The sequence below is a fragment of the Actinoplanes nipponensis genome, assembly GCF_016862275.1.
Taxonomy (GTDB): domain Bacteria; phylum Actinomycetota; class Actinomycetes; order Mycobacteriales; family Micromonosporaceae; genus Actinoplanes; species Actinoplanes nipponensis.
On record NZ_BOMQ01000028.1, the window covers coordinates 39,612 to 61,454 of the forward strand.

General features: G+C 73.8%; 16 protein-coding genes. 6 read left to right on the top strand and 10 right to left on the bottom strand.

The features are described from left to right. Positions 1-46: 46 nt before the first annotated feature. The 3 genes from Ani05nite_RS12390 to Ani05nite_RS12400 form a co-directional block, all read right to left on the bottom strand. Entirely contained in the window at positions 47-1,618 is a 1,572-nt protein-coding gene (locus tag Ani05nite_RS12390) for a phospholipid carrier-dependent glycosyltransferase (RefSeq protein ID WP_239129759.1), read from the bottom strand. After that, on the bottom strand, positions 1,615-2,871 hold the full coding sequence (locus Ani05nite_RS12395) for a glycosyltransferase (RefSeq protein ID WP_203768166.1): 1,257 nt from the start codon (positions 2,869-2,871) through the stop codon (positions 1,615-1,617). Before Ani05nite_RS12395 ends, Ani05nite_RS12390 begins: the two co-directional genes overlap by 4 nt. Positions 2,872-3,591: 720 nt before the next feature. After that, the gene (locus Ani05nite_RS12400; protein WP_203768046.1) at positions 3,592-4,470 is read right to left on the bottom strand and encodes an alpha/beta fold hydrolase; all 879 of its coding nucleotides are present in this window, start codon (positions 4,468-4,470) and stop codon (positions 3,592-3,594) included. Positions 4,471-4,624: 154 nt separating this feature from the next. Between Ani05nite_RS12400 and Ani05nite_RS12405 the strand changes: the two genes are divergently transcribed. Next, entirely contained in the window at positions 4,625-6,214 is a 1,590-nt protein-coding gene (locus Ani05nite_RS12405) for a serine/threonine-protein kinase (RefSeq protein ID WP_239129762.1), read from the top strand. Here the strand turns inward: Ani05nite_RS12405 and Ani05nite_RS12410 are convergent. From Ani05nite_RS12410 to Ani05nite_RS12425, 4 genes are read right to left on the bottom strand one after another with little or no spacing between them, the layout of a single operon-like run. Continuing rightward, positions 6,211-7,224 (bottom strand): LacI family DNA-binding transcriptional regulator, encoded by a 1,014-nt coding sequence (locus Ani05nite_RS12410; protein ID WP_377880459.1) that lies wholly within the window; start codon positions 7,222-7,224, stop codon positions 6,211-6,213. The genes Ani05nite_RS12405 and Ani05nite_RS12410 overlap by 4 nt on opposite strands. Before the next feature lie 26 nt (positions 7,225-7,250). Continuing rightward, positions 7,251-8,150 carry a carbohydrate ABC transporter permease gene (locus Ani05nite_RS12415; protein WP_203768047.1) on the bottom strand — a complete coding sequence of 300 codons (900 nt, stop codon included), beginning with the start codon at positions 8,148-8,150 and terminating at the stop codon, positions 7,251-7,253. After that, a complete protein-coding gene (locus Ani05nite_RS12420) occupies positions 8,147-9,082 on the bottom strand; it encodes a carbohydrate ABC transporter permease (RefSeq protein ID WP_203768048.1) in 936 nt (311 codons plus the stop codon). Before Ani05nite_RS12420 ends, Ani05nite_RS12415 begins: the two co-directional genes overlap by 4 nt. Before the next feature lie 11 nt (positions 9,083-9,093). Next, positions 9,094-10,389 (bottom strand): ABC transporter substrate-binding protein, encoded by a 1,296-nt coding sequence (locus Ani05nite_RS12425; protein ID WP_203768049.1) that lies wholly within the window; start codon positions 10,387-10,389, stop codon positions 9,094-9,096. A 161-nt stretch (positions 10,390-10,550) separates the two neighbouring features. Between Ani05nite_RS12425 and Ani05nite_RS12430 the strand changes: the two genes are divergently transcribed. The 3 genes from Ani05nite_RS12430 (at position 10,551) to Ani05nite_RS12440 (ending at position 15,156) form a co-directional block, all read left to right on the top strand. Next, on the top strand, positions 10,551-12,545 hold the full coding sequence (locus Ani05nite_RS12430) for a beta-galactosidase (RefSeq protein ID WP_239129765.1): 1,995 nt from the start codon (positions 10,551-10,553) through the stop codon (positions 12,543-12,545). Between the two features lie 23 nt (positions 12,546-12,568). Further along, entirely contained in the window at positions 12,569-14,101 is a 1,533-nt protein-coding gene (locus tag Ani05nite_RS12435) for a glycoside hydrolase family 53 protein (protein ID WP_203768050.1), read from the top strand. 149 nt (positions 14,102-14,250) lie between these two features. Next, on the top strand, positions 14,251-15,156 hold the full coding sequence (locus tag Ani05nite_RS12440) for an ImmA/IrrE family metallo-endopeptidase (protein WP_203768052.1): 906 nt from the start codon (positions 14,251-14,253) through the stop codon (positions 15,154-15,156). Positions 15,157-15,213: 57 nt separating this feature from the next. Here the strand turns inward: Ani05nite_RS12440 and Ani05nite_RS12445 are convergent, their stop codons facing one another. Continuing rightward, positions 15,214-16,272 carry an NAD(P)H-dependent flavin oxidoreductase gene (locus Ani05nite_RS12445; protein WP_203768055.1) on the bottom strand — a complete coding sequence of 353 codons (1,059 nt, stop codon included), beginning with the start codon at positions 16,270-16,272 and terminating at the stop codon, positions 15,214-15,216. Positions 16,273-16,368: 96 nt separating this feature from the next. Between Ani05nite_RS12445 and Ani05nite_RS12450 the strand changes: the two genes are divergently transcribed. Next, positions 16,369-17,319 (top strand): AraC-like ligand-binding domain-containing protein, encoded by a 951-nt coding sequence (locus tag Ani05nite_RS12450; protein ID WP_203768057.1) that lies wholly within the window; start codon positions 16,369-16,371, stop codon positions 17,317-17,319. Between the two features lie 4 nt (positions 17,320-17,323). Here Ani05nite_RS12450 and pstS read toward each other — a convergent pair whose 3' ends face one another. Together pstS and Ani05nite_RS12460 are read right to left on the bottom strand one after the other, a co-directional pair. Next, positions 17,324-18,406, bottom strand: a complete 1,083-nt coding sequence (pstS, locus tag Ani05nite_RS12455; protein WP_203768059.1) for a phosphate ABC transporter substrate-binding protein PstS — start codon at positions 18,404-18,406, stop codon at positions 17,324-17,326. Continuing rightward, entirely contained in the window at positions 18,403-19,695 is a 1,293-nt protein-coding gene (locus tag Ani05nite_RS12460) for a GlnX family signal transduction membrane protein (RefSeq protein WP_203768061.1), read from the bottom strand. Before Ani05nite_RS12460 ends, pstS begins: the two co-directional genes overlap by 4 nt. Positions 19,696-20,076: 381 nt before the next feature. Here Ani05nite_RS12460 and Ani05nite_RS12465 point away from each other — a divergent pair, with 381 nt between their 5' ends. Next, the gene (locus Ani05nite_RS12465) at positions 20,077-21,807 is read left to right on the top strand and encodes a VWA domain-containing protein (protein ID WP_239129771.1); all 1,731 of its coding nucleotides are present in this window, start codon (positions 20,077-20,079) and stop codon (positions 21,805-21,807) included. Positions 21,808-21,843 lie beyond the last annotated feature (36 nt).

A 21,843-nucleotide genomic window follows, 5' to 3' on the forward strand; every position in this document is an offset into this window, starting at 1 on the left:
GTCATGCCCCGGCCCTTCACTCGCACGCCCGCTCCGGTGCAGTCGGTCATGACTTGTTCTTGTCGATCCGGCGGATCTCGATGCGGCCGTCCTGCGGGCCGAAGGTCGCGATCGGCGTGGAGTTGGTCAACAGCTTGGTGACCGTGGGCAGGGAGCCGGGATCCTGGCGCAGCGCCGGGGTGGACACGATGTAGTCCACGTCGCGCCAGCCGTCCTTGAGCGTCGCCGCGACCGCCGTGTCGAGGTCCAGCTTGTAGAACCAGATGACCTTCTCGCGCTGGTAGCCGGCGTTGACGCAGTCGATCCAGAGCACGTCGTCGACCACGACGGTGCTCGTGGCCCGGTCCGGCAGCTGCTCGCGCAGGTAGGTGGCCGCCGCCGCGTAGTGGGCGTTGTCGTCGGTGGTCAGGGCGCGGCGGTCGCCGACGTACCAGCGGGGCAGCACCAGCGTCAGGGCCGTCACCGCGGCCACGCCCAGCACGGCCCACCGCCACCAGCTGCGCCGCGGCTGGAGCCGCCGCACGCCCTCGTCCGCGACGCCGGCGATGACGATGGCCAGGAACGGCAGGATCTGCACCACGTACATGGCCGGCAGGTAGCCGCCGGGGCGCAGGGCGACCAGGGCCAGGATGACCGCGGCGATCGCCGGCGCCCGCAGCCGGCGGACCGCCAGCGCCACCACGGTGGCGGCCAGGCCGGCCACCAGGATGACGGTGTCGTAGTACAGCCAGGCCGCGATCAGCGAGTGGGAGCCGGAGCCCGCCTCGAACACCGAACCGGAACCCGACCGCGAGGTGAGCTGGAACTGCCAGGCGCCGATCAGCGACACGTGCCCCGCGCCGGGGAACAGCTCGCCGCGCAGCAGCGCGTACAGCGGGTAGAAGACGCCGACCAGGATCAGGCCGCTGACGTAGCCGCCGAAGGCCCACGGCCGGGTGGAGGTCTTCGCGGCGTTCTGCCACATCGCCACCAGCACCGCCGGGGCGGTCAGCAGCATGGTCTCCTTGCTCAGCACCGAGACCGCCGTCGCGGCGCCCGCGGCGGCGTAGTGCCAGAGGTGCTTGCGCGGCGAGAGGGCGAGCGCCAGGGCGGCCAGCATCCACACCACGGCGAAGCTGTCCAGGTAGATCTGCCGGTTCATGGTGATCGCCAGCGGCGACAGCCCGAAGGTCAGCAGGGCCAGCGCGGCGGCCCAGCGGGACATCTCCAGCCGCCGGCTGATCACGTACACCAGGATCAGGCTGGCCCCGACCACCGGCAGCATCGCGATCCGCCCGGCCGCGACGGCGATCAGCTCGGGGGCGAGCACGGTGGGCAGCCAGGCCAGGCCGGCGAGCTGGATCCAGGCCAGCGGCGGGTGGTCGTACCAGTAGGTGTAGTGGGCCAGGCCCTGCCCGTGCTGCACCGCCCAGGCCTGGGCCAGGTAGGTGCCCTCGTCGTCGGTCGCGGTCGGGAAGCCGGTGATGTTCCAGGCCAGGAAGAACAGGACCAGGGCGGCCAGGCCGCCGGCCACGTAGAGGTCGGCGCGCGACCGGCGGCGCGGCGCGGGCCGGGGCTCCGGCTGCACCGGTACGTCCGGCAGCATGATGACCTGGGTGGGGGCCTCGGCGATGCTCATGCGGCGACTCCGCTCTTGGCCGCGACGGGCTCCTTGGTCAGGTGCGCGCCGGTGTGCGCGGTCAGTTCCCAGTTGCGCTTGCCGGTGTACTCGCGCCACACCGCGCGCAGCGCCGCCACGGCCAGCACCAGCGCGTAGGGGAAGGCGCCGAGGATGAGCCGCGCGTAGTGGTGCCAGCGGGTGCGCAGGCCGTACTGCAGGCCGAAGTCGCGCAGGCCGACGGTCTGGAAGACCAGGTTGGCGGCCATCGGGATGACCGGCACGAACGTGATCAGCGCCACGAACACCGGCAGCTCGGCCCAGATCGCGATGGCGATGCCGATCGGGATGACGATGCCGGAGAACGCCTGCAGGAACGGCTGGGTCAGGGTGTAGCGGGCCAGCATCCGCTGGCCGAACTCCGGCAGCCGGCGCCACTCGCCCTTGCGGTAGACCTGCAGGAAGCCCTGGTTCCACCGGGTGCGCTGCTTGAGCAGCGACACCAGCGTGCCGGGGGTCTCCTCCTTGGTGACGATCGCGGAGTCGTACGCGACGACCACCTTGGCGCCCCGGCTGGACAGCCGCACGCCCAGGTCGCAGTCCTCGGCGAGGCAGGTGCCGTCCCAGCCGTTGGCGGCTCGCAGCACGTCGGTGCGCACGAACACGGTGTTGCCGCCGAGCGGGATGAACCCCTTGCGGGCGTGCAGGTGCAGCCGGCTGCGGAACCAGAAGAAGTACTCCAGGCAGTTGTGCAGGCTGTACCAGCTGGAGTGGAAGTTGATGAGCTGCACGCCGCCCTGCACCACGTCGGCGTCGGTGGACCGGAACGCGTGGTCCACGTGCTCCAGCAGCGACGGGTGCACCTGGTCCTCGGCGTCGAAGACCCCGACCACGTCGCCGCGGCAGTACGGCAGGGCGGTGTTGAGCGCCCGCGGCTTGTTCTTCTGCTCGTTGGTGTCGGTCACCACCAGGATGCGCCCGGGCGCGGTGGCGGCCACCCGGTGCGCCACCTCGGCGGTCTCCGGGTCGTCGTGCCCCACGATCACGATGATCTCGAAACCGGTGTGGGTGGACTCCAGCAGACGCTCCACGGTGTGCTCCAGCACGGCCTGCTCGTGCCGCGCGGGCACCAGCAGGCTGAAGGTCAGCCGGTGTTCGCCGTCCGGCGCGGCGAACCGGGTCGACGCCAGCGTCTCCGGCGTGCGCCAGGCGTGCATCGTCCACCACAGGGTGACCGCGGCGAAGCCCGCGAGCACCAACGAAACCACAATCATCACGGCGGCAGCCAAAGCCGTTGCCTTTCGAAATGCGGCGGGCCCCATCCCACCGGCGGGCAAACACTAACCCGATGCACCCCGGTGCTTTCAAGTCGGGCGGCAATTTTTTTACACGGGCTCCGCGCCGTTGTCGAATATGGCGGACAGCGGAAACATCCGGTTAATTAAAGGCCCGGCAATCGGGTGATCCCGCCGTTGATTTCAAGCCCCGAACGGACATGACGGGATACGCTGCGGTATCGGCCGAATCGAGCCTCGGCAGCAGTCCTGCGGGGACGTCCGGATCACCGGAGAGGACGAAGGTACTACACACCTCACCCGAACGGGCGACCGGGGCGGGCCCGTTTCCCCACGCCATGAGATCCGCGTCTCGTTTCGGTGGAAGCGTTCCCAGCGGCGGTCGGACCCCGGCCCGCCGGTGGCCGGCGGCGCATTCCGTGGCCCGAAAACAATTACCGGCGCCGGGTGAATGGGGCATTCATGGTGCCGAATCAGCAGGTCGGGCCGGGTTCGGCCGGCCCCGGGCGCGACCGTCGTGAGAGGAATCGGGGTCGCCTCCGGCGGTGCGGCCGACAGGTGCCGGCCGCCACCGGGGGCCATCGCGACCCGCCATTACGACGCCACCGCGTAATGACATGATCACAGTCCGCCGAACGACCATTCCGCGGCGCCGGATCTCAACGATCGTTCAAGAATCTGCGGCCCGGCGGACCATTCTCAGCGCACCCCCGCCCGCACGGTGTTGGCGGTGACGGCATCGACGATCCGGGGCCACAGGGCCCGGGGCAGGTCGTGGCCCATGCCCTCGAGCACGACCAGCTCGGCGCCCGGCACGGCGGCGGCGGTCGCCTGCCCGCCGGTGACCGAGATCAGCGGGTCGTCGGCGCCGTGGACGACCACTGTGGGCACGCTCACCCCGCCCAGCGCGGCGGTGCGGTCGGGTGAGGCGGTGACGGCGGCGTACTGCCGCAGCGTGCCGAGCGGGTGGTAGGCACGGTCGTACTTGGCCCGCGCGCGGCGCAGCAGCTCGTCCTCGGGGGCCGGGAAGCCGGGCGACCCGATGATCCGCGCCGCCGCGACGGTGGCGGCGACGGCGGCGTCGCGGTCCGGGGCCGGCGGCGTGCCCAGCACCGTCGCGGCCGCCGGCGTCGCCCGGCCCACCGACCGGTCGCCGGTGGTGGACATGATGGAGCAGAGGCTGGCCACCCGCTGCGGGTGGTCGATGGTCAGCTGCTGGGCGATCATGCCGCCCATGGAGGCGCCGACGACGTGCGCCCGCGCGACGCCGAGCGCGTCCAGCAGCCCGGCCGTGTCCCGCGCGAGGTCCGCGAGCAGGTACGGCACCGTCGTGCGGTCCCCCTTGACGATCGCCCGGATGTCGGGCACCCCCCACTCCGGCCGGTTCTCCGACAACCCGGCGTCGCGGTTGTCGAAGCGGATCACGTGGAAGCCCCGGCCGGCGAGCTGCTCGCAGAACTCCTGCGGCCAGTCGATGAGCTGCGCGCCCAGCCCCATGACCAGCAGCAGCGCGGGGCCGGCCGGATCGCCGAGGGTGTCGTAGCACAGCCTGATGCCGTTGGCCTGCACGTCGGGCACGGTGGGTCCTCTCGTCGCGCCCGGCGCCGGTGCGCCCCGGGCACTGACGATGATGAATCACCGGGGCCCGCCCGGCCACCCGCCGCGCGCGCCGGGGTGGCCGGCGCGCGATAGTGTGCCCCTCGGCGAGTCGTGGAGCGTGGGGAGAAGGACCGTGTCGAGTCAGCCCCTGCGCCCGGGCGACCCGGACCGCCTCGGCGAGTACGAGCTGGTGGGCCGCCTCGGCGCCGGCGGCATGGGCACCGTGTTCCTCGGGCGGTCGCCGCAGGGCCGGCCGGTCGCGGTCAAGGTGGTGCGCACCGAGTTCATCCGCGACGAGGAGTTCCTCGGCCGCTTCCGCAGCGAGGTCAGCCGGGCCCGGCAGGTGCCGCCGTTCTGCACCGCGGAGGTCCTCGGCGCGGACCTGGACCACGAGCCGCCGTACCTGGTGGTCGAGTACGTCGACGGGCCGACCCTGACCGACGTGGTGCGCGAGCGCGGCCCGCTCTCCCCCGCCGCCCTGCACAGCGCGGCGGTGGGCATCGCGACCGCGCTGACCGCGATCCACGGCGCCGGGGTCATCCACCGCGACCTCAAGCCGGGCAACGTGCTCTTCGCGCTGGGCGGGCTCAAGGTGATCGACTTCGGCATCGCCCGCCCGCTGGAGGCGACCAGCCAGCACACCCGTACCGATCAGATGGTCGGCACCGTCGCCTACATGGCGCCGGAACGCTTCGACGAGCATCCCGGGCTCCGGCTCGGACCGGCCGCGGACATCTTCGCGTGGGGCGCGGTGGTCGCGTTCGCGGCCACCGGCCGCACGCCGTTCCAGGGCGACTCGGCGCCGGCCACGGCGATGCGCATCCTGACCCAGGAGCCGGACCTGGCCGGGCTGCCCACGCCGCTGCGCGGCATCGTCGCCCGGGCCCTGGCCAAGGACCCCGCCGACCGGCCCACCGCCCGTGAGCTGCTCGACCTGCTGCTCACGTCGGGCCGGTCGGCGACCCCGCTGCCGGTCGGCGAGGTCCCGGACGACGCCGGACGGCCGCCGGCACCTCCCGCCGCGACGGTCACCCCGTACGGCCCGGCCGGGGATGTGGTGGCCGCCACCGGCGGCGGGATGCGGCCCCGGCGCCGCGGCCGGGTGCTGCTCGCCGCGGTGGTGCTGCTCGGCGCGCTCGCCGGCGGGGGCCTGCTCGTGGCCCACCGGATCGGGGCGGTGCCGAACGGCGCGGCGCAGACCTCCGGGCTCGGCAGCGCGCCGACCGCGCGCGTCACCTCCGCCGCGGCGCCGCGCTCGGCCGCGCCCACGCCCGGCACGGCCCCGATCCTGGCCGGCACCCGGCGTACGCTCATCCACTTCGTGGAGGTCGACCGGGACCTCGCCATGCCCTATCCCGACGAGGTGGTGACCTCCGACGGCACCGGCCCGGACGCGCTGTTCGCCCTGGTCCCGGCGGGCGTCGACTTCCTGATCCAGTCGCAGGCCCCGGCCGGCGGCGAGCCGCCCTGCCTGGGCGCCAAGGTGCTCCCGGGCGAGTCCGCCGAGCTGGTCGCCACCGAGTGCACGCCCACCAAGGCGACCCTGTTCTCCGTCACGGCGACGGGGGCGAAGGACGACAAGGGCCGGCCGACGTACACGATCTACAACGACGCGCACGGCACGCTGCAGTGGCGCGAGCGCAAGCCGCAGGTCTACCTGGAGTTCCTGGGCGACGCCGACACCGGCACGACGTTCAGCTTCGTCGACCGGGGGCCGCTCTAGGCGCTGTCGCGGACCACCAGGTCGGTCGGCAGGATGACGGCCGAGTGCTCCTCGCCGTCGATGTGGGCCAGCAGCAGCCGGACCATCTCCGCGCTCTGCCGGGCCCAGGGCTGCCGGATCGTGGTCAGCAGCGGCGTGGTCGTGGTGGCGATCTTGTTGTCGTCGAAGCCGCCGACGGCCACGTCCTCCGGCACCCGCCGGCCGGCCCGCTGCAGCGTGGTGATCGCCCCGGCGGCCATCAGGTCGGAGCAGACGAAGACCGCGTCCAGGTCCGGCGCCTGCCGCAGCAGCCGGGCCATCGCCTCCTCGCCCGAGGCCCGGGTGTAGTCGCCGGTGGCGATCAGCTCCGGGTCGCCGTGCCCGACGATCTCGCGGTAGCCGGCCAGGCGGTCGACCCCGCCGGGGGTGTCCAGCGGGCCGGTGATGATGGCGATCCGGCGGCGCCCGGTGGAGCGCAGGTGCTCGGTCATCTGCCGGGCGCCGTCGCGGTCGTCGGAGGCCACGTAGGTGACGTCGCGCTCCTGGCCCAGCGGGCGGCCGCAGACCACGAACGGCAGGCCCCGCTCCTTGAGCTCGGCGATCAGCGGGCTGCCCAGGTGGTTGGAGATCAGCAGCGCGCCGTCGACGTGCCCGGCGGTGACCCAGCGGCCGATCCGCTGCCGGTCCTCGCCGGTGGCCGCCACGGTGAGCAGCAGCGTGATGTCGTGCTCGGCGAGCACCTGGGTGCAGCCGCGCAGCAGGTTGTTGAAGTTCGGGTCCTCGAAGAGCTTGTCCTGCGGCTCGGAGAGGATGAAGGCGACCGAGCCGGAGCGCTGGGTGACCAGGCTGCGGGCGTGCTGGTTGACCACGTACCCGGTCTTGCTGATGGCCCGCTCGACCGCGGCCAGGGCCTGCCGGCTGACGTTGTGCCCGCCGTTGAGCACCCGGGAGACCGTGCCGCGGGAGACGCCGGCCACCGCCGCGACGTCGTCCATCGTCGGGCGGGAGCGGAGGCGGCTGGGCTCGATCACTGTCTCATTCTCTCGCAGGAAAGTTACTAACCCTTCACCGACCCGGAAACGAGGTCGAGGCGCCAGTACCGCTGCAGCGTCAGGAACAGCGCGATCAGCGGCAGGATCGAGATCAGCACCCCCACGATCACCACGCTGTACAGCGCGGGCACCGTCTGGCCCTGGTTGAGCAGGGTGAACAGGCCCACGGTGACCGGGAACTTGTCGTCGTCGGAGAGCATCACGAACGGCAGCAGGAAGTTGTTCCAGATCGCCACGAACTGGAACAGGAAGACCGTGACCAGCCCGGGCAGCATCATCGGCAGGGCGACCCGGCCGAAGATCCGGCCCTCGGAGGCCCCGTCGGTGCGCGCGGCCTCGAGCACGGTGTCCGGCACGGCCGCGGCCGCGTAGATCCGGGCCAGGTAGATCCCGTACGGGCTGAGGATGTTGGGCAGCAGCACGGCCCAGTACGTGTCGGTCAGGCCGACCTCGGCCAGCAGCAGGTACTGCGGGATCGCCAGCGTCACCCCGGGCACCAGGACGCCGGCGAGCAGCACGTTGAAGATGACGGAGCGCCCGGCGAACCGGTACTTGGCCAGCGTGTAGCCGGACAGTCCGGACACCAGCGCCGACAGCAGGCCGCCGACGCCCGCGTACAGCAGGGTGTTGAGCATCCACTTCCAGTAGATGCCGCCGCTGTAGGCCGACAGGTCGCCCAGGTTGGCCGGCAGGTCCCCGCCCGGGGCGAAGGTGAACGACGTGAACAGCGACGACCCGCCCTTGGTGGAGGCGGCGAGCACCCAGGCCACCGGCAGCAGGCAGTAGATCGCCCCGATCAGCAGCACGACGGTCGGCAGCCAGGCGGCCCGCCGCGGGGCCCGCCGGCGCGGCGCCCGCGGATCCGCGTCGTCGTGCACCGGCACGGACGGGGCCAGCGCGGTCATCGGTCCTCGCTTCCGAAGGCCTGCCGCTGCACCAGGCGCAGGAAGCCGAACGAGACCACGAGGGTGACCCCGGCGATCAGCACCGAGCCGGCGGCGGCGGAGTAGATGTCGTTCTGCGCGAACGCGTCGCGGTAGATCTTCATGAGCGGGGTCCACGTCGAGGAGATGGAGTTGGTCAGCGAGCGCACGGTCAGCGGCTCGGTGAAGACCTGCAGGGTGGCGATGAGCGAGAAGACCGTGGTCATGATCAGCGAGGGCAGCAGCAGCGGGATCTTGATCCGCAGGGCCAGCTGGAGCTCGGTGCAGCCGTCCAGGCGGGCCGACTCGTAGATCTCGGCGGGGATGGCCCGCAGCGAGGTGAACAGCACGATCATGTTGAAGCCGACCCCGCCCCAGACCGCGATGTTGACGATGGCGAAGAACACCGAGCCGCCGTCGAGCGGGTCGGGCCCGGGCAGCCCGAGCCGGCCGGCCAGGTCGGTGAACGGGCTCACCGCCGGCAGGTAGAGGAAACCCCAGAGCATGCTGGCGATCAGGCCCGGGACCGCGTACGGCAGGAAGATGGCCAGGCGCGAGAAGCGCGCGAGCCGGACCCCCGGCCGGTCCAGCAGCAGGGCGAACAGCAGCGCCAGGCCCAGCATGATCGGCAGCAGGGTCAGGCCGTAGGCCAGCACCCGGCCGGCGCTGCCCCACAGCTCGGGGTCGGCCAGCGCGGTGCGGTAGTTCTCCAGCCCGGCGAAGATCTCGGTGCGCGAGTTGCGGCCCAGCCCGAGGCCGCTGACCTTGACCTTGCGCAGGCTCAGGTGGACCGCGTAGCCGACGGGCAGCAGCAGGAACAGGACGAAGAGCACGATGGCCGGCGCGAGGAAGAGGTACGGCACCCCGCGGGATGCCGCACCTCGCCGCGACCGGCCGGTGACGGCCGATGCCATGACGGGTCCTCTCAGCTCGCGACCTTGAAGCCGTTCTTCTGCATGTCGGCCACCGTGGCCGCCTGCATGGTGTCGACGGCCCCGGCGAACGGTGTCCTGCCGGTGATCGCCTTGCCGAAGGCGTCCTTGTACGTGTCGTACGCGACGTTGACGTTGGGCCCCCAGACGAAGCCGGAAGCGGTCTCCGCGATCGCCTTGGCCGAGGGGTAGAAGTCCTTCTGGCCGGCGAAGAAGGCCGGCGGCTGGGCGAGCAGCGGGCTGGACTGCGCCGCTCGGGCGGCCGGGTAGATCGCGCTTTGGCTGATCAGCAGGTCCGTGGCGGCCGGGTCGGCGTTCATCCAGGCGGCGAACTTCACCGCGGCAGCCTTGTTCTTGCTGGCCGCCGTGACGCCGGTGGAGGAGCCGCCCCAGCTGCCGGTCCTGTTCTCGCCGGCGGTCCACTGGGGCATGGGGGCCATCGCCCACTTGCCCTTGGTGGCGGGCGCGTTGCCGGCCAGCACGCCGGGCGCCCAGATCGCGCTGGGCCAGGCGATGAGCGTGCCGTCGTTGAGCGCCTTGTTCCAGGCGGGCGTGTACATCGGCTGCTTGTCGACGGCGCCCTCGGCGACCAGGCCACCCCAGTAGTCGGCGACCTTCCTGGTGGCGGCGTCGTTGACGCTGACCTTCCAGGTCTCGCCGTCGATGCCCCACCAGGCGGCGCCGGCCTGCTGGGCCAGGCCGGTGAACCAGCCCGGGTCGTTGGCCGAGAAGGTGGTCAGGTACTTCTTCGGGGCCTTCTGCCGCACGGCCCGGGCCGTCCGCGCGAACTCGTCCCAGGTCTTCGGCACGCTCAGGCCCAGCCGGGCGAACTCGTCGGTGCGGTAGTACAGCATCATCGGGCCGGAGTCCTGCGGGATCGCGTACACCGCGTCGGTGCCCAGGGTGACCTGCTGCCAGACCCCGTCGGCGAACTTGTCCTTGACCGGCGCCGCCTCCCGGGCGATGTCGGCCAGCACGTCGTTGCTGACCAGGGTGGGCAGCGACTGGTACTCGACCTGGGCCAGGTCCGGCGGGTTGCCCGCCTTGGCCGCGGTGAGCAGCTTGGTGACGATGTCGCCGCCGCCGGCCTGCTTGCTGAGCGTCACGTGGATGTCGGGGTGTCCGGCGTTCCAGGCGTCGACGGTCTTGTCGATGTTCGGCGCCCAGGACCAGAACGACAGCTCGACCTTGCCGCCGGGCGGCGCGCCCTGGCCGTCGTCGCCGGGATCGCTGGTGCAGGCGGCACACAGGGCGGCGGCCAGCACCACCGCCAGCAGCTTGGCTTTCATCGTCACTACCTCTCGGAGAGATGCGTCTATCGCTGTGAGCGCTCACAGCGTTGACCCTCGGAAGCGTGGTGTCAAGAGTGGCCTTTGCGGTAACGGCGCAGGTGGTGGGTGTGCAATTATGCGTGTGCACGGTTGGGAGCGCTCACAGATCGGAGCCGTACATGCCGCTCATCCCGGGGATGGACCGGATCGCCTACGGCGGGGACTACAACCCCGAGCAGTGGCCGGAGGAGGTCTGGACCGCCGACGTGGCGCTGATGCGCGAGGCCGGGGTCAACCTGGTCAGCGTCGGGATCTTCGCGTGGGCGATGCTCGAACCGGCCCCCGGCGAGTACGAGTTCGGCTGGCTCGACCGCGTGCTCGACCAGCTGCACGCCGCCGGCATCGCGGTCGACCTGGCCACCCCGACCGCCGCGCCGCCGCCCTGGTTCCGGCGCCGGCACCCCGACGCCGCCCCGGTCACCCGGGCCGGCGTACGGCTCGGCGGCGGCGGCCGGCAGTCGTTCTGTCCCAGCTCACCGGCGTACGCGGCGGCGTCCGCGGGCATCACCGAGCAGCTCGCCCGGCGCTACGCGGACCACCCGGCGCTGGTGCTGTGGCACTCCCACAACGAGTACGGCGGCGTCAACGCGACCTGCTACTGCGAGACCTCGGCCGCGGCCTTCCGCGACTGGCTCCGCGACCGCTACGGCGACCTGGGCAAACTCAACGACGCGTGGGGCGCCGCCTTCTGGAGCCACCGCTTCGGCGACTGGGACGAGATCGAGGCGCCGGTCGTCGCGGCGACCACCGGCAACCCCGCCCACGAGCTCGACTTCCTCCGGTTCTCCTCCGACGCGCACCTGGCCAACTTCCGGCGCGAGCGCGACATCCTGCACCGGCTCTCCCCCGGCGTCCCGGTCACCACCAACTTCATGCTGGCCAACTGCAAGAACATCGACTACTGGCGGTGGGCCGCCGAGGTCGACCTGGTCTCCAACGACCACTACCTGCAGGCCGAGCGCCCCGACAACCACATCGAGCTGGCCATGTGCGCCGACCTGACCCGCTCGGTCGCGCACGGCCGGCCCTGGCTGCTGATGGAGCACTCCACCAACGCGGTCAACTGGCAGCCCCGCAACCTCGCCAAGGGGCCGGGCGAGATGCGCCGCAACAGCCTGCAGCACCTGGCCCGCGGGGCCGACGGCATCCTGTTCTTCCAGTGGCGCGCCTCCCGCTTCGGCGCCGAGAAGTTCCACTCGGCGATGCTGCCGCACGGCGGCACCGGCACCCGCACCTGGCGGGAGGTCGTCGCGCTCGGCGCCGAGCTGGGCCGGCTGGCCGAGCTGCGGGACAGCCGGGTCGCCGCCGAGGTCGCGCTGCTGTGGGACTGGGAGTCCTGGTGGGCCCTCGAGCTGCCCTGGCGCCCGTCGCAGGACCTGACCTTCCGGGACCGGCAGGAGGCGTTCTACGAGCAGCTGTGGCGCGCGCACCGCACCGTCGACTTCGCTCACCCGGAGGCCGCGCTGGCGGCGTACCCGCTGGTGGTGGCGCCGAGCAGCTATCTGCTGAGCCCGGCCGCGGCCGACAACCTGCGGCGGTACGTGGCCGGCGGGGGGACGCTGCTGGTGTCGTACTTCTCCGGCATCGTCGACGGGCACGACACCGTGCACCCGGGCGGCTACCCGGGCGCGCTGCGCGACCTGCTCGGCCTGGCCGTCGAGGAGTTCGAGCCGCTGGCCGCCGGCCGCACCGTCCGGCTGGACGACGGGCGGACGGCGGACACGTGGGCCGAACGCCTGCACCTGCACGGCGCCACGGCGCTGGCGTCCTATGCGGACGGTCCGGCGGCGGGGCTGCCCGCGGTCACCCGGCACGCGTACGGTGCGGGGCAGGCGTTCTACGTCTCCACCCGGCTGACCGCCGCGGGGACCGCGGCCCTGCTGGCCCTCGTCACCTCGGCCGCCGGTCTGGACGCGCCGGCGGAGCTGCCCGACCAGGTGGAGATCGTCCGGCGGCACGGCCCGGCGGGCGACTACCTGATCGCGATCAACCACGGGCAGCGCGACGCCGTCGTGCCCGGCGACGGCGTCGAGCTGCTGACCGGGGACCCGGTGGCCGGCGGCCTCCCGGTTCCCGCCGGAAGCGTCCGCGTCCTGCGACGCGGCAGTCGATGAGCCCTTCTCCCCCAGGAGCCCCCATGCTTCGCACACCCCCCTTCCTGGCCGCCGCCACCGCGGTCGCCGTGCTGGCGCTGGCGCCGCCCGCGCACGCCACCGCCGGTGAGGTCGCCAACCCCGGCTTCGAGTCCGGCCTGACCGGCTGGTCGGCGAGCGGCTCGCGGGCCGCCGGCTTCGTCGAGGCCGGCGGCCTCACCGGCGGCCACCAGCTCACCCACTACGCCGACACCGCGTACCGGATCACCACCAGCCAGGCGGTCACCGGGCTGGGGCGCGGCCCGTACACCCTCAGCCTGCGGGTGCGCTCGGGCGGCAACCAGCCGAACGCCTACGTGGGGCTGAACAGCTGCGGCTCCGCCGAGCAGCGGGCCGCGATCCCGCGCACCGGCAACGAGTGGGTGCGGCTCGCGGTGACCGTACGGGTGACCGGCGGGCGCTGCACGATCGTGCTGCACTCCGACGCCGCCGCCGGGCAGTGGACCAACTTCGACGACGTCACCTTCGCCCGGTCGGACGCGGCGCCCGGCACCCCGCTGGCGATCACCGGCGCGGACGTCTCGCACGTGACCAAGAACGAGGACCACGGCGCGGTGTACCGCACGGCCACCGGGCAGCGGCAGGACCCGTTCCGGCTGCTGGCGGCGAACGGGGTGAACTACGTCCGGCTGAAGGTCTGGGTGGACCCGGCCGACGGCTACAACGACAAGGACGACGTGCTGGCCCAGGCCCGGCGGGCCACGGCGGCCGGGCAGCGGCTGCTGATCGACTTCCACTACTCCGACGCCTGGGCCGACCCGGGCCAGCAGAACAAGCCGGCCGCCTGGGCCGCGCTCGGCTTCGACCAGCTCAAGCAGGCCGTCTACGACCACACCTACGAGGTGCTGCACGACCTGCGGGCGCAGGGCACCCCGGCGGCGATGGCCCAGGTGGGCAACGAGATCAACGGCGGCCTGCTGTGGCCGGACGGGCGCTGGGACAACTGGGACGGCCTGGCCGCCCTGCTGACCGCCGGCAGCACCGCGGTCACCGCCGCCTCCCCCGGCACCAAGGTGGTGCTGCACCTGGCCGAGGGCGGCAACAACGGCGGGCACCGCTGGTGGTTCGACCAGGCGACCGCCCGCAACGTGCCGTTCGACGTGATCGCCGTGTCGCACTACGTCTACTGGCACGGCTCGCTGGGCGCGTTGCAGGCCAACCTGCTGGACCTGTCCGCCCGCTACGGCAAGCCGGTGCTGGTGGCCGAGACCGCGTACGGCTTCACCACCGCCGAGAACGACCACGAGCCGAACATCTTCACCGCGGCGCTGGCCGAGGCCGGCGGCTACCCGGCGACCCCGCGCGGGCAGTCCGACGCGCTGCGCGACATCCTGACCGTGGTCGCCGGGGTGCCCGGCGCGCTCGGCGTCTTCTACTGGGAGCCGACCTGGACGGCGGCCGAGGGCGCGGGCTGGGACCCGGCCGACCCGGCGTCCGGTGACGGCTGGGAGAACCAGGCGTTGTTCGACTACCGCGGCCGGGCCCTGCCCGCCCTGCCGGTGTTCCGCCGCTTCTGATCGCCGGCGCTCGCCGCCCGGCCGCCGCGCCCGCGGCGCCCGGGCGGCGGCCGGGGTGATGGCCATCGACGGCGGGCCATATCCTGTCCTTCCCGGCGGGTGCGCACCGGCCGGGCCGGACCACCCCGCGCTGCCCAGGAGGCCGAGCGATGCCCGACGGCGCCCTGCCCCGCGACGCGGTCCACGCCTACGTCGACAGCCTCGCCGCACCCGAACGCGCCCGCGTCGGCGAGGACGTGCTGGCCGGGATCCGCGCCGGCGGCTACCTCCTGACGAACCCGTTCGAGGCGGTCGACGCGGGGATCCGGCGCACGCTGGCGGTCAGCGGCGTGGACGTGCCGGGCGGGACCCACGTCGGCGCGTTCCCGCACCGGTCGCTGCACGCGCGCACGCACACCGTCGAGGGCGCCACGCTGATCCTGCTCGACACCGGGCTGCGGCCGCTGCTCGACCGGGTGGCCGCCACGCTGGTCGCGTACCAGCTCACCACCGCGCCGGGGCAGCGCCGGGCCGGCCCGAACCCGCCCCCGGCGGCCGACCGCCGGCAGCGGCGCGACGAGGCGGACGCGGCCTTCGCCGCGGCCGTGCTCGCCTTCCTGCGCGGCGAGGCCGGCGAGCCCGCGGAGACGCTGGACACCTTCGGCTTCTTCATGGCCCGCTCGGCCGAGCGGTTCGCCCTCGGCCACGAGTACGGCCACCTGCTCGCCGGGCACCGGCACGCGCCGCCGGGCCACGACGAGCGCAGCGCCCGCCGCGAGTACGAGGCCGACGAGCTCGCGGCGATGCTGATCCTGCGCGGCGTCGACGACGCGGCGGAGTTCCGCTGGCGGGCGCTGGCCGTGGCCGGGCCGTTCCTGTTCCTGGCCGTGGAGCAGCTGGTGAACCAGGTCCGCGGCACGGCCGACGAGCAGCACGTGTCGCCGGCGCGGCGCACGCAGGCGCTGCGCACGATCTTCGAACAGGCCGGCGCCCGCGGGCTGATGCACTTCGCGGAGGCCTGGGTCAGCTCGCTGCTGTTGCGGGAGGCGGCCATCGTGCGGCGCGCCCGCGCCTGACCCGGCCGACGCCGGCGGGGTCGATCCCCTTCGACGCGGAGCAAAGGTCCTGCGCAGTCAAGCCCGGATGGTGGCGGCGTCCCCGCCCGCCCGGGCCGCAGGTTCGGCGTCCCGGTGCCGGGCGAGCGCCGCGCGGGCCTGCCGGGTCATCCGTTCGACGACCGCGCCGGCCGGCTCGACCGCGCCGACCAGGCCCACGCCCTGACCCGCGGGCAGGGCCATCTCCTCCAGGTCTCCGGTGGTCAGCCCGCGCATGGGCACCAGGTTCGAGAACTCGTGCAGGTCCAGCGGCACGCCACCCAGCTCGGTGTGCCCGATGACCGGCCGGCCGGAGGTGTCGGCCGGGATCTCCGCCACCCGGTCGCCCCACGCGCGCACCACCCGGTTGCGCAGCACCCGCATCGGGTTGAAGTCGGGCGTCTCCGGGCCGAACAGCGCGGTCCGCTCGGTCTGGGTGGCGTCCGCCGCGACCACCCGGCTCTTGTAGCCGTCGTGGGCGGCGGACTCCTCCGTGGCGACCAGCCGGGTGCCGACCCAGACGCCGTCGGCCCCCAGCATCAGCGCCGCGGCCAGGCCGCGGCCGTCGGCGACCCCGCCCGCGGCGAGTACCAGCGCGGGCGCCACCGCGTCCACGACCAGCGGGACCAGCGCGAAGGTGGGCAGGGTGGCGAAGTTGTGGCCGCCGGCCTCGAGGCCCTGCGCCACCACCACGTCGACGCCGTCGCCGGCCGCCCGGCGCGCGGCGGCCACCGAGCCGACCTGCTCGAGGACGCGGACCCCGGCGGCGTGCAGCCGGTCGATCCAGGCCCGGTCCGGGTGGCCCCAGTGGAACGACACCCCGGCCGGGCCCGCCGCGCAGGCCGCGTCGATCTGGGCGTCCGCGGTCAGCGGGGTGATGAAGTTGACGTGGAACGGGCCCCGGGTGCGGGCCCGGACGGCGGCGATCGTGGCGGTGACCGCCGGCGCGGGCATCAGCCCGACGCCGATCGACCCGAGCGCGCCGGCCTCGCTGACGGCCACGGCGAGATCCGGTGTCATGCCGACGAAGGCCATGCCGGCCTGGGCGATCGGCGTCGAGAGCCCGAAGGCCTCGGTGAAGCGGGTGGGCAGCGTCATCCGGCCACCGTGTCGGATCCCGGTCGGTAGGGTGTCGCCCGCGGCGCGGCCCGGGTTGCAATCAGCGCAGACGTCGGCAAGGGGACAGGAGCCGCGGTGCCACAGACCTGGTCCACGTCGGCCGCCCCGCCGGCCGGCCAGTTCGCCTGCTGGCGCGAGCTGATCTGCGAGGCGTTCCTGGCCCTGAGCCCGGAGTCGGACCTGCGCGACGGCTTCGCCGGGCGGGTGACGCAGTGGCCGCTGGGCCGGCTCGACCTGGCCCGGATCGCCTCGCAACGCCAGCGGGTGCGCCGCACCGGCCGGGACATAGCGCGGGCGCGGCGCCCCGGCTACTACGCCAACCTGCAGATCACGGGCGCGAGCGTGGTGGCCCAGCAGGGCCGGCGGACCGTGCTCGAACCGGGCGACCTGACGCTGCTGGACACCGACGAGCCGTTCACCATGGACTTCCCCACCGACTTCCGGCAGTTGTCGCTGTTCCTGCCGCGCCCGCTGCTGACGGCCCGGACGGTCGGCCCGGTGCCGACCGCCGTGCGGGTGGACACCGCGACCGGGGTCGGCGCCGCCGTCCGGCACGCGCTGACGGCCCTGACCCGCGAACCCTGGAGCCCGGACGTGGCCGCCCGGCTGGCCGTCCACACGGCCGGCCTGCTGGCGGTCGCCCTGGCGCCCGCGGACCCGGCGGGACGGGGCCACGCCGGGTCCGCGCGGTCCCGGCGCGGAGCGACGGCGGCCCGGTCCGCGGCCCTGGCCGACATCGAGGAGCACCTGTCCGACGAGGACCTGTCCCCCGCCACGACCGCGCGGCGGCTGGGTGTCTCGGTGCGCACGGTGCACGCCGCCTTCGCCGGGAGCGGCACGAGCTGGGCCGGCGCGGTGCGGCGCCGGCGGCTCGACCGGGCGCGCCGGGCGCTGGCCGATCCGGCGCTGCGCCACCTGCGCATCATCGACATCGCCGCCGACGCGGGGTTCGGCACCGTGGCGGGCTTCCACCGCTCGTTCCGGCGCGCGTTCGGGCGTACTCCGGGCGAGATCCGCCCGGATTGACCGCTCAGTCCAGCCCGGCCACCACGGCCGCCACCTTCCGCCGCAACTGCTCCGGCAGCGGCGCATAGCCGAGCCGGGCCGCGGCGGCCTGGCCCGCCGGGCCCGCGGTGTAGGTCAGGAACCCGCGCAGCAGCGGCCGGGTCCGGGCCGGCGTGCCGGTCCGGCACACGACCTCGTAGGTGACCAGCACGATCGGGTACGCCCCCAGCACGGCGGTCCGGTGGTCGACCGCCAGCCGCAGATCGCCGCCGGCCCCGGTGACGCCGGCCGCCGCGACCGTACGCCCGGCCGCCTCGTCGGTCACCGCCGCGAACTCACCGGCGCCGTTGCGCACCCGCGCGACGGCCAGCTGGTGGAACCGCGCGTAGGACGCCTCGACATAGCCGATCGCCCCGTCGGTGCGGGCGATCGCCGAGGCGACGCCGTTGCTGCCCCGCGCGGCGCTCCCACCCGGAGCGGCCCAGGTGCTGTCCGTGCCGAACCGCCAGCCGGCGCCCGCGGTGGCCGCCAGGAACCCGGTGAAGTTCGCCGTCGTGCCGGAACTGTCCGAGCGGTGCACGGTGCGCACGGCCGTCGCGGGCAGCGGCACACCCGGGTTGTCCGCGGCGATGAGCGGGTCGTCCCAGGAGGTCACCGCGCCGGCGAAGATCCGCGCCACGGTGGCCGGGGCCAGCCGCAGGTCGTCGACCCCGGCGACGGTGTAGGCCAGGGCGATCGGCGCGATCACCATGGGCAGGTGCACGGCCGGCCCCCGGCCGCAGCGGGCGTCGGCGGCCGCCTGCTCCGGGGCGGTGAGCGGCGAGTCGGTGCCCGCGAAGTCGCCGCTCCCGGCGAGGAAGGCGCGCACGCCGGCGCCCGAGCCGGTGCTCCCGTACGCGACGGTGGCCCCGGAACAGGCGATCTGGTAGTTCCTGATCCAGGTGTTGACGGCGTTGGTCTGCGCGGACGAGCCCTGCCCCCGCAACGAGCCGGCGACGCACGGCACCGCCTCGGCGACCGCGCGGGGTGCCGCCGCCGGAGCACACGCGGCCAGCGCGAGCACCAGCGCCACCGCCGGCCCGGCGGCGAGTCGCAGCCGCCCGCTCACCGGTACTCCGCCAGACGCTTGCGCACGCCGAGCGCCACCAGCAGCAGCACGACGCCGACGACCGGCAGCGGGACGAGCGGCCAGCCGGCCAGCACCCGCTCGCCGTCCCGCAGCGCCGCGTCGAAGCCGGCCTTGCGGGCCCCGGCGTCCGCGCCCACCGCGGCGTCGTAGTAGGAGAAGTCGAAGGCGGCGTCGCCGCGGCGGATGCCGGTGACCAGGTCCACCGCCGCACCGGTACGCCCGGCGCCGGCCAGCGCCACCACGCGCTGGTGGGCGCGCTCGTAACCCCGCCAGCGCTCCAGGGCCGCGCCGCTCCCGTCGAGCACCGCGGCGACGCGTTCGGATTTGCCGGTGAAGTCCTGGCGGTACAGCGCGAGGTTGCCGCTGAGCAGGTAGCGGCTGGTGTCGGCGGCGGCGTCGTAGCTCAGCGCCCGGGCCTGCGACAACGCCAGGTACGGCCGCAGGCTGTCGTCCCGGGCGGCGCCCAGCCGTTGCTCCTGCGCCACCAGGACCAGGCAGACCCCCGCGGTCAGGCCCAGCGCCAGCACGGTGGCCAGGGCCAGGGCCGGGTTCAGCACCCGGCGGAACCGCCGCGCCAGCCACCCCTGCAGGAACACGAGCAGCAGCACCAGGGCGCCGCCGGACAGCACCGTCAGGCCGACCGCCCAGGCCACGGTGGCGCGCTTGGCGGCGTACGCCCGGTCGAGGCGCGTCTCCCCCGCGTCGCGCAGCCGCCCGGCGGCCGGCAGCAACCGCAGGTGCAGCACGTTGGTCGCCTGCGTGTAATAGCCCAGGGCGTCCGGCGGCAACCGGCCCGGCGGCTGCGGCGGCGCCTGGGCCTGGGCCTGGGCCGTCAACGTCTGCCACACCCACCGCCGGTAGCCGGTGAGCTCGTGGGTCAGCTCCAGCACCAGCGCCCGGTCGGCGTCCGAGGTCGCGGTGGTCAGCGACCGTTGCAGATCCTCGTCGGCCTCCCGGCCCCGCTGCTGATAGGCGCCCAGCGCGTCGAGCTGACTGCCGGACAATTCCGCGGCGTCGCCGGCCAGCACCATCCGGGCGACCTGGGCATCCAGATCACTGAGCGCGAAATACAGATCCGCGGCCGTGGCGGCCTGCGGCGCCGCCGCGCCGCCGATGACCCGGACCTGCTCCTGCACCCGGGCCGTGAGCAGTCCGGACGCGGCCAGCAGGGCCACCGCCGCGCAGCTGACCAGGCCGGTCCACAGGCGCAGACGGGCGGGGGTGGCCGGGAGCAGTAGCCTTCTCGTCGTCCTGGCAATGGCGGACACGAATGCCACGGTAGGGCACTCGCGCCATTATCCGGCGTTCGGATGTCGCCTTTTCCTGCCGTTCATTTCGTCTTTACCCGCCATTCTTGTGATCGAGCCGCCGGCCGGCTCGCGCCCCGAACAGGTCCGCGGCCGTCAAGCGCGCCCCTCCCCGCGGCGCGGGCCGCCCGGGTGACGGCGCTCCCGGCGACGAGGCGGGGCACGCCTGCCCGCAAACTCACCGATCTCACGCAGCGCCGCTCCTCCGAACACGGACCGCAGCCGATCTCCCCGGATCAAGGCTTATTTTGCAGCTGATGTGAGAATTTCGTCCGAACGTCCATGGCATTCCGATCTTCCCTTGCGGAGCATGGAGCGGTGCCCGGACGCCATCGAAGAACTTTGAGTCTCACCGGCATCGTCGTCAGCGCGGCCACGGCCGCCCTCGTCGTCATCGGTGCCGGATCCTGGCTGGGTTACCAGCGCCTCTCCGCCGGAGACTGCTCCGGTCAGGTGCGGCTCGCCGTCACCGCGGCCACGGAGATCGCCGGTGCGGTGCAGGCCGCCGCGGATCAGTGGACCAAGGGCGAGGACGCCCAGGTCGACGGCGTCTGCGTCAAGGTCGCCGTCACCGCCGCCGATCCCGCCGACGCCGCCGCCCAGATCGCCGCCAAGCACCGGGTGACCCTGTCCGGCCTCAAGGCCGTGTCGGGCAAGCCGGTGGTGCCCGACGTGTGGCTCCCGGACTCCTCCACCTGGCTGCTGCGGGTGGGTGGCGAGGCCCCCGGCTTCGTGCCCACCGACAACGCCCCGGTGGCCGAGAGCCCCGTGGTGCTGGCCATGCCGGCCCCCGTGGCCCAGCAGCTGGGCTGGCCCGACAAGCAGCTCAAGTGGCAGGACCTGCTGGCCCAGCTGACCGCGGGCAAGGCGCTGCTGCCCGGCATCGTCGACCCGACCCGCGACGCCGCCGGGCTCACCGGCCTGCTCGCGCTGGGCGGCGCGGCCGGCTCCGACCTGGCCGGGACCCAGCGCAAGGTGCTGGCGCTGCGCAAGCTGGCCGCGAACACCTCCAGCATCCGCGAGGACCTGCTGGAGAAGTTCCCGCGGGCGCCCTCGGAGGTCACCACCGGGCTGAGCGCGGCGCCGCTGTCGGAGGAGGACGTGCTGACGTTCAACGCGGGCAAGCCGCCGATCCCGCTGGCCGCGCTCTACCTCGACCCGGCGCCCACGGCCCTGAACTACCCGTTCGCGGTCATGCCCGAGGTCGACGCGCAGAAGGCCGCGGCGGCCGCGGGCCTGCACGAGGCGCTGCGCGGCCCGGTCTTCCGCAACGCCCTGGCGGCCGCCGGCCTGCGCGGGCCGGACGGCAAGGGCGGCACGGGCTTCACCGCGCCGGCCGGCGCCCCGGCCGAGGTCGCCCCGGTGCTGGCTGGGGACGGCAGCCAGGGCGCCGCCGCGTCGGCCCAGGCCGCGTCCACGGCGATCACCCAGCTGCTGGGCAGCTGGGCCGCCATCACGCAGCCGGGCCGGGTGCTCGCCGTGTTCGACATCTCCGGCTCGATGCTCACCAAGGTGCCCACCGCGGGCGGGCTGACCCGGGCCGAGGTCACCAAGCGCGCGGCCGCGCAGGGGTTGCAGCTGTTCGACGACCGGTGGGCCGTCGGCACCTGGTTCTTCTCCACGGAGCTGGTGGGCTCGCAGGCGTGGCAGCCGAAGGTGCCGATCAGCCCGCTGTCCTCGGCGCGTACCAAGCTCAACGACGCGCTCAACGACATGAAGCCGAAGAAGACCGGTGACACCGGGCTCTACGACACCGCGCTGGCGGCGTACAAGACGGTGCAGAGCGGGTGGCAGCCGAGCCGGGTGAACTCGGTCATCCTCTTCACCGACGGGGTGAACGAGAACGATCCCGGGCTCACCCAGGACGAGCTGGTGGCCGCGCTGAAGAAGCAGCGCGACCCGAAGCGACCGGTCCGGATGGTGTTCATCGGCATCGGGCCCGAGGTCGACCGCAACGAGCTCAAGGTGATCGCGGAGGCCAGCGGGTCCAGCAGCGGCGTCTTCGTCGCGGAGGACCCGGCCAAGATCAACGAGATCTTCCTGCAGGCGATCGCGACCCGTACCGGCGCGTGACGCGCGCCGGCACGGGCCGCGGTGGCGGCACCTGCT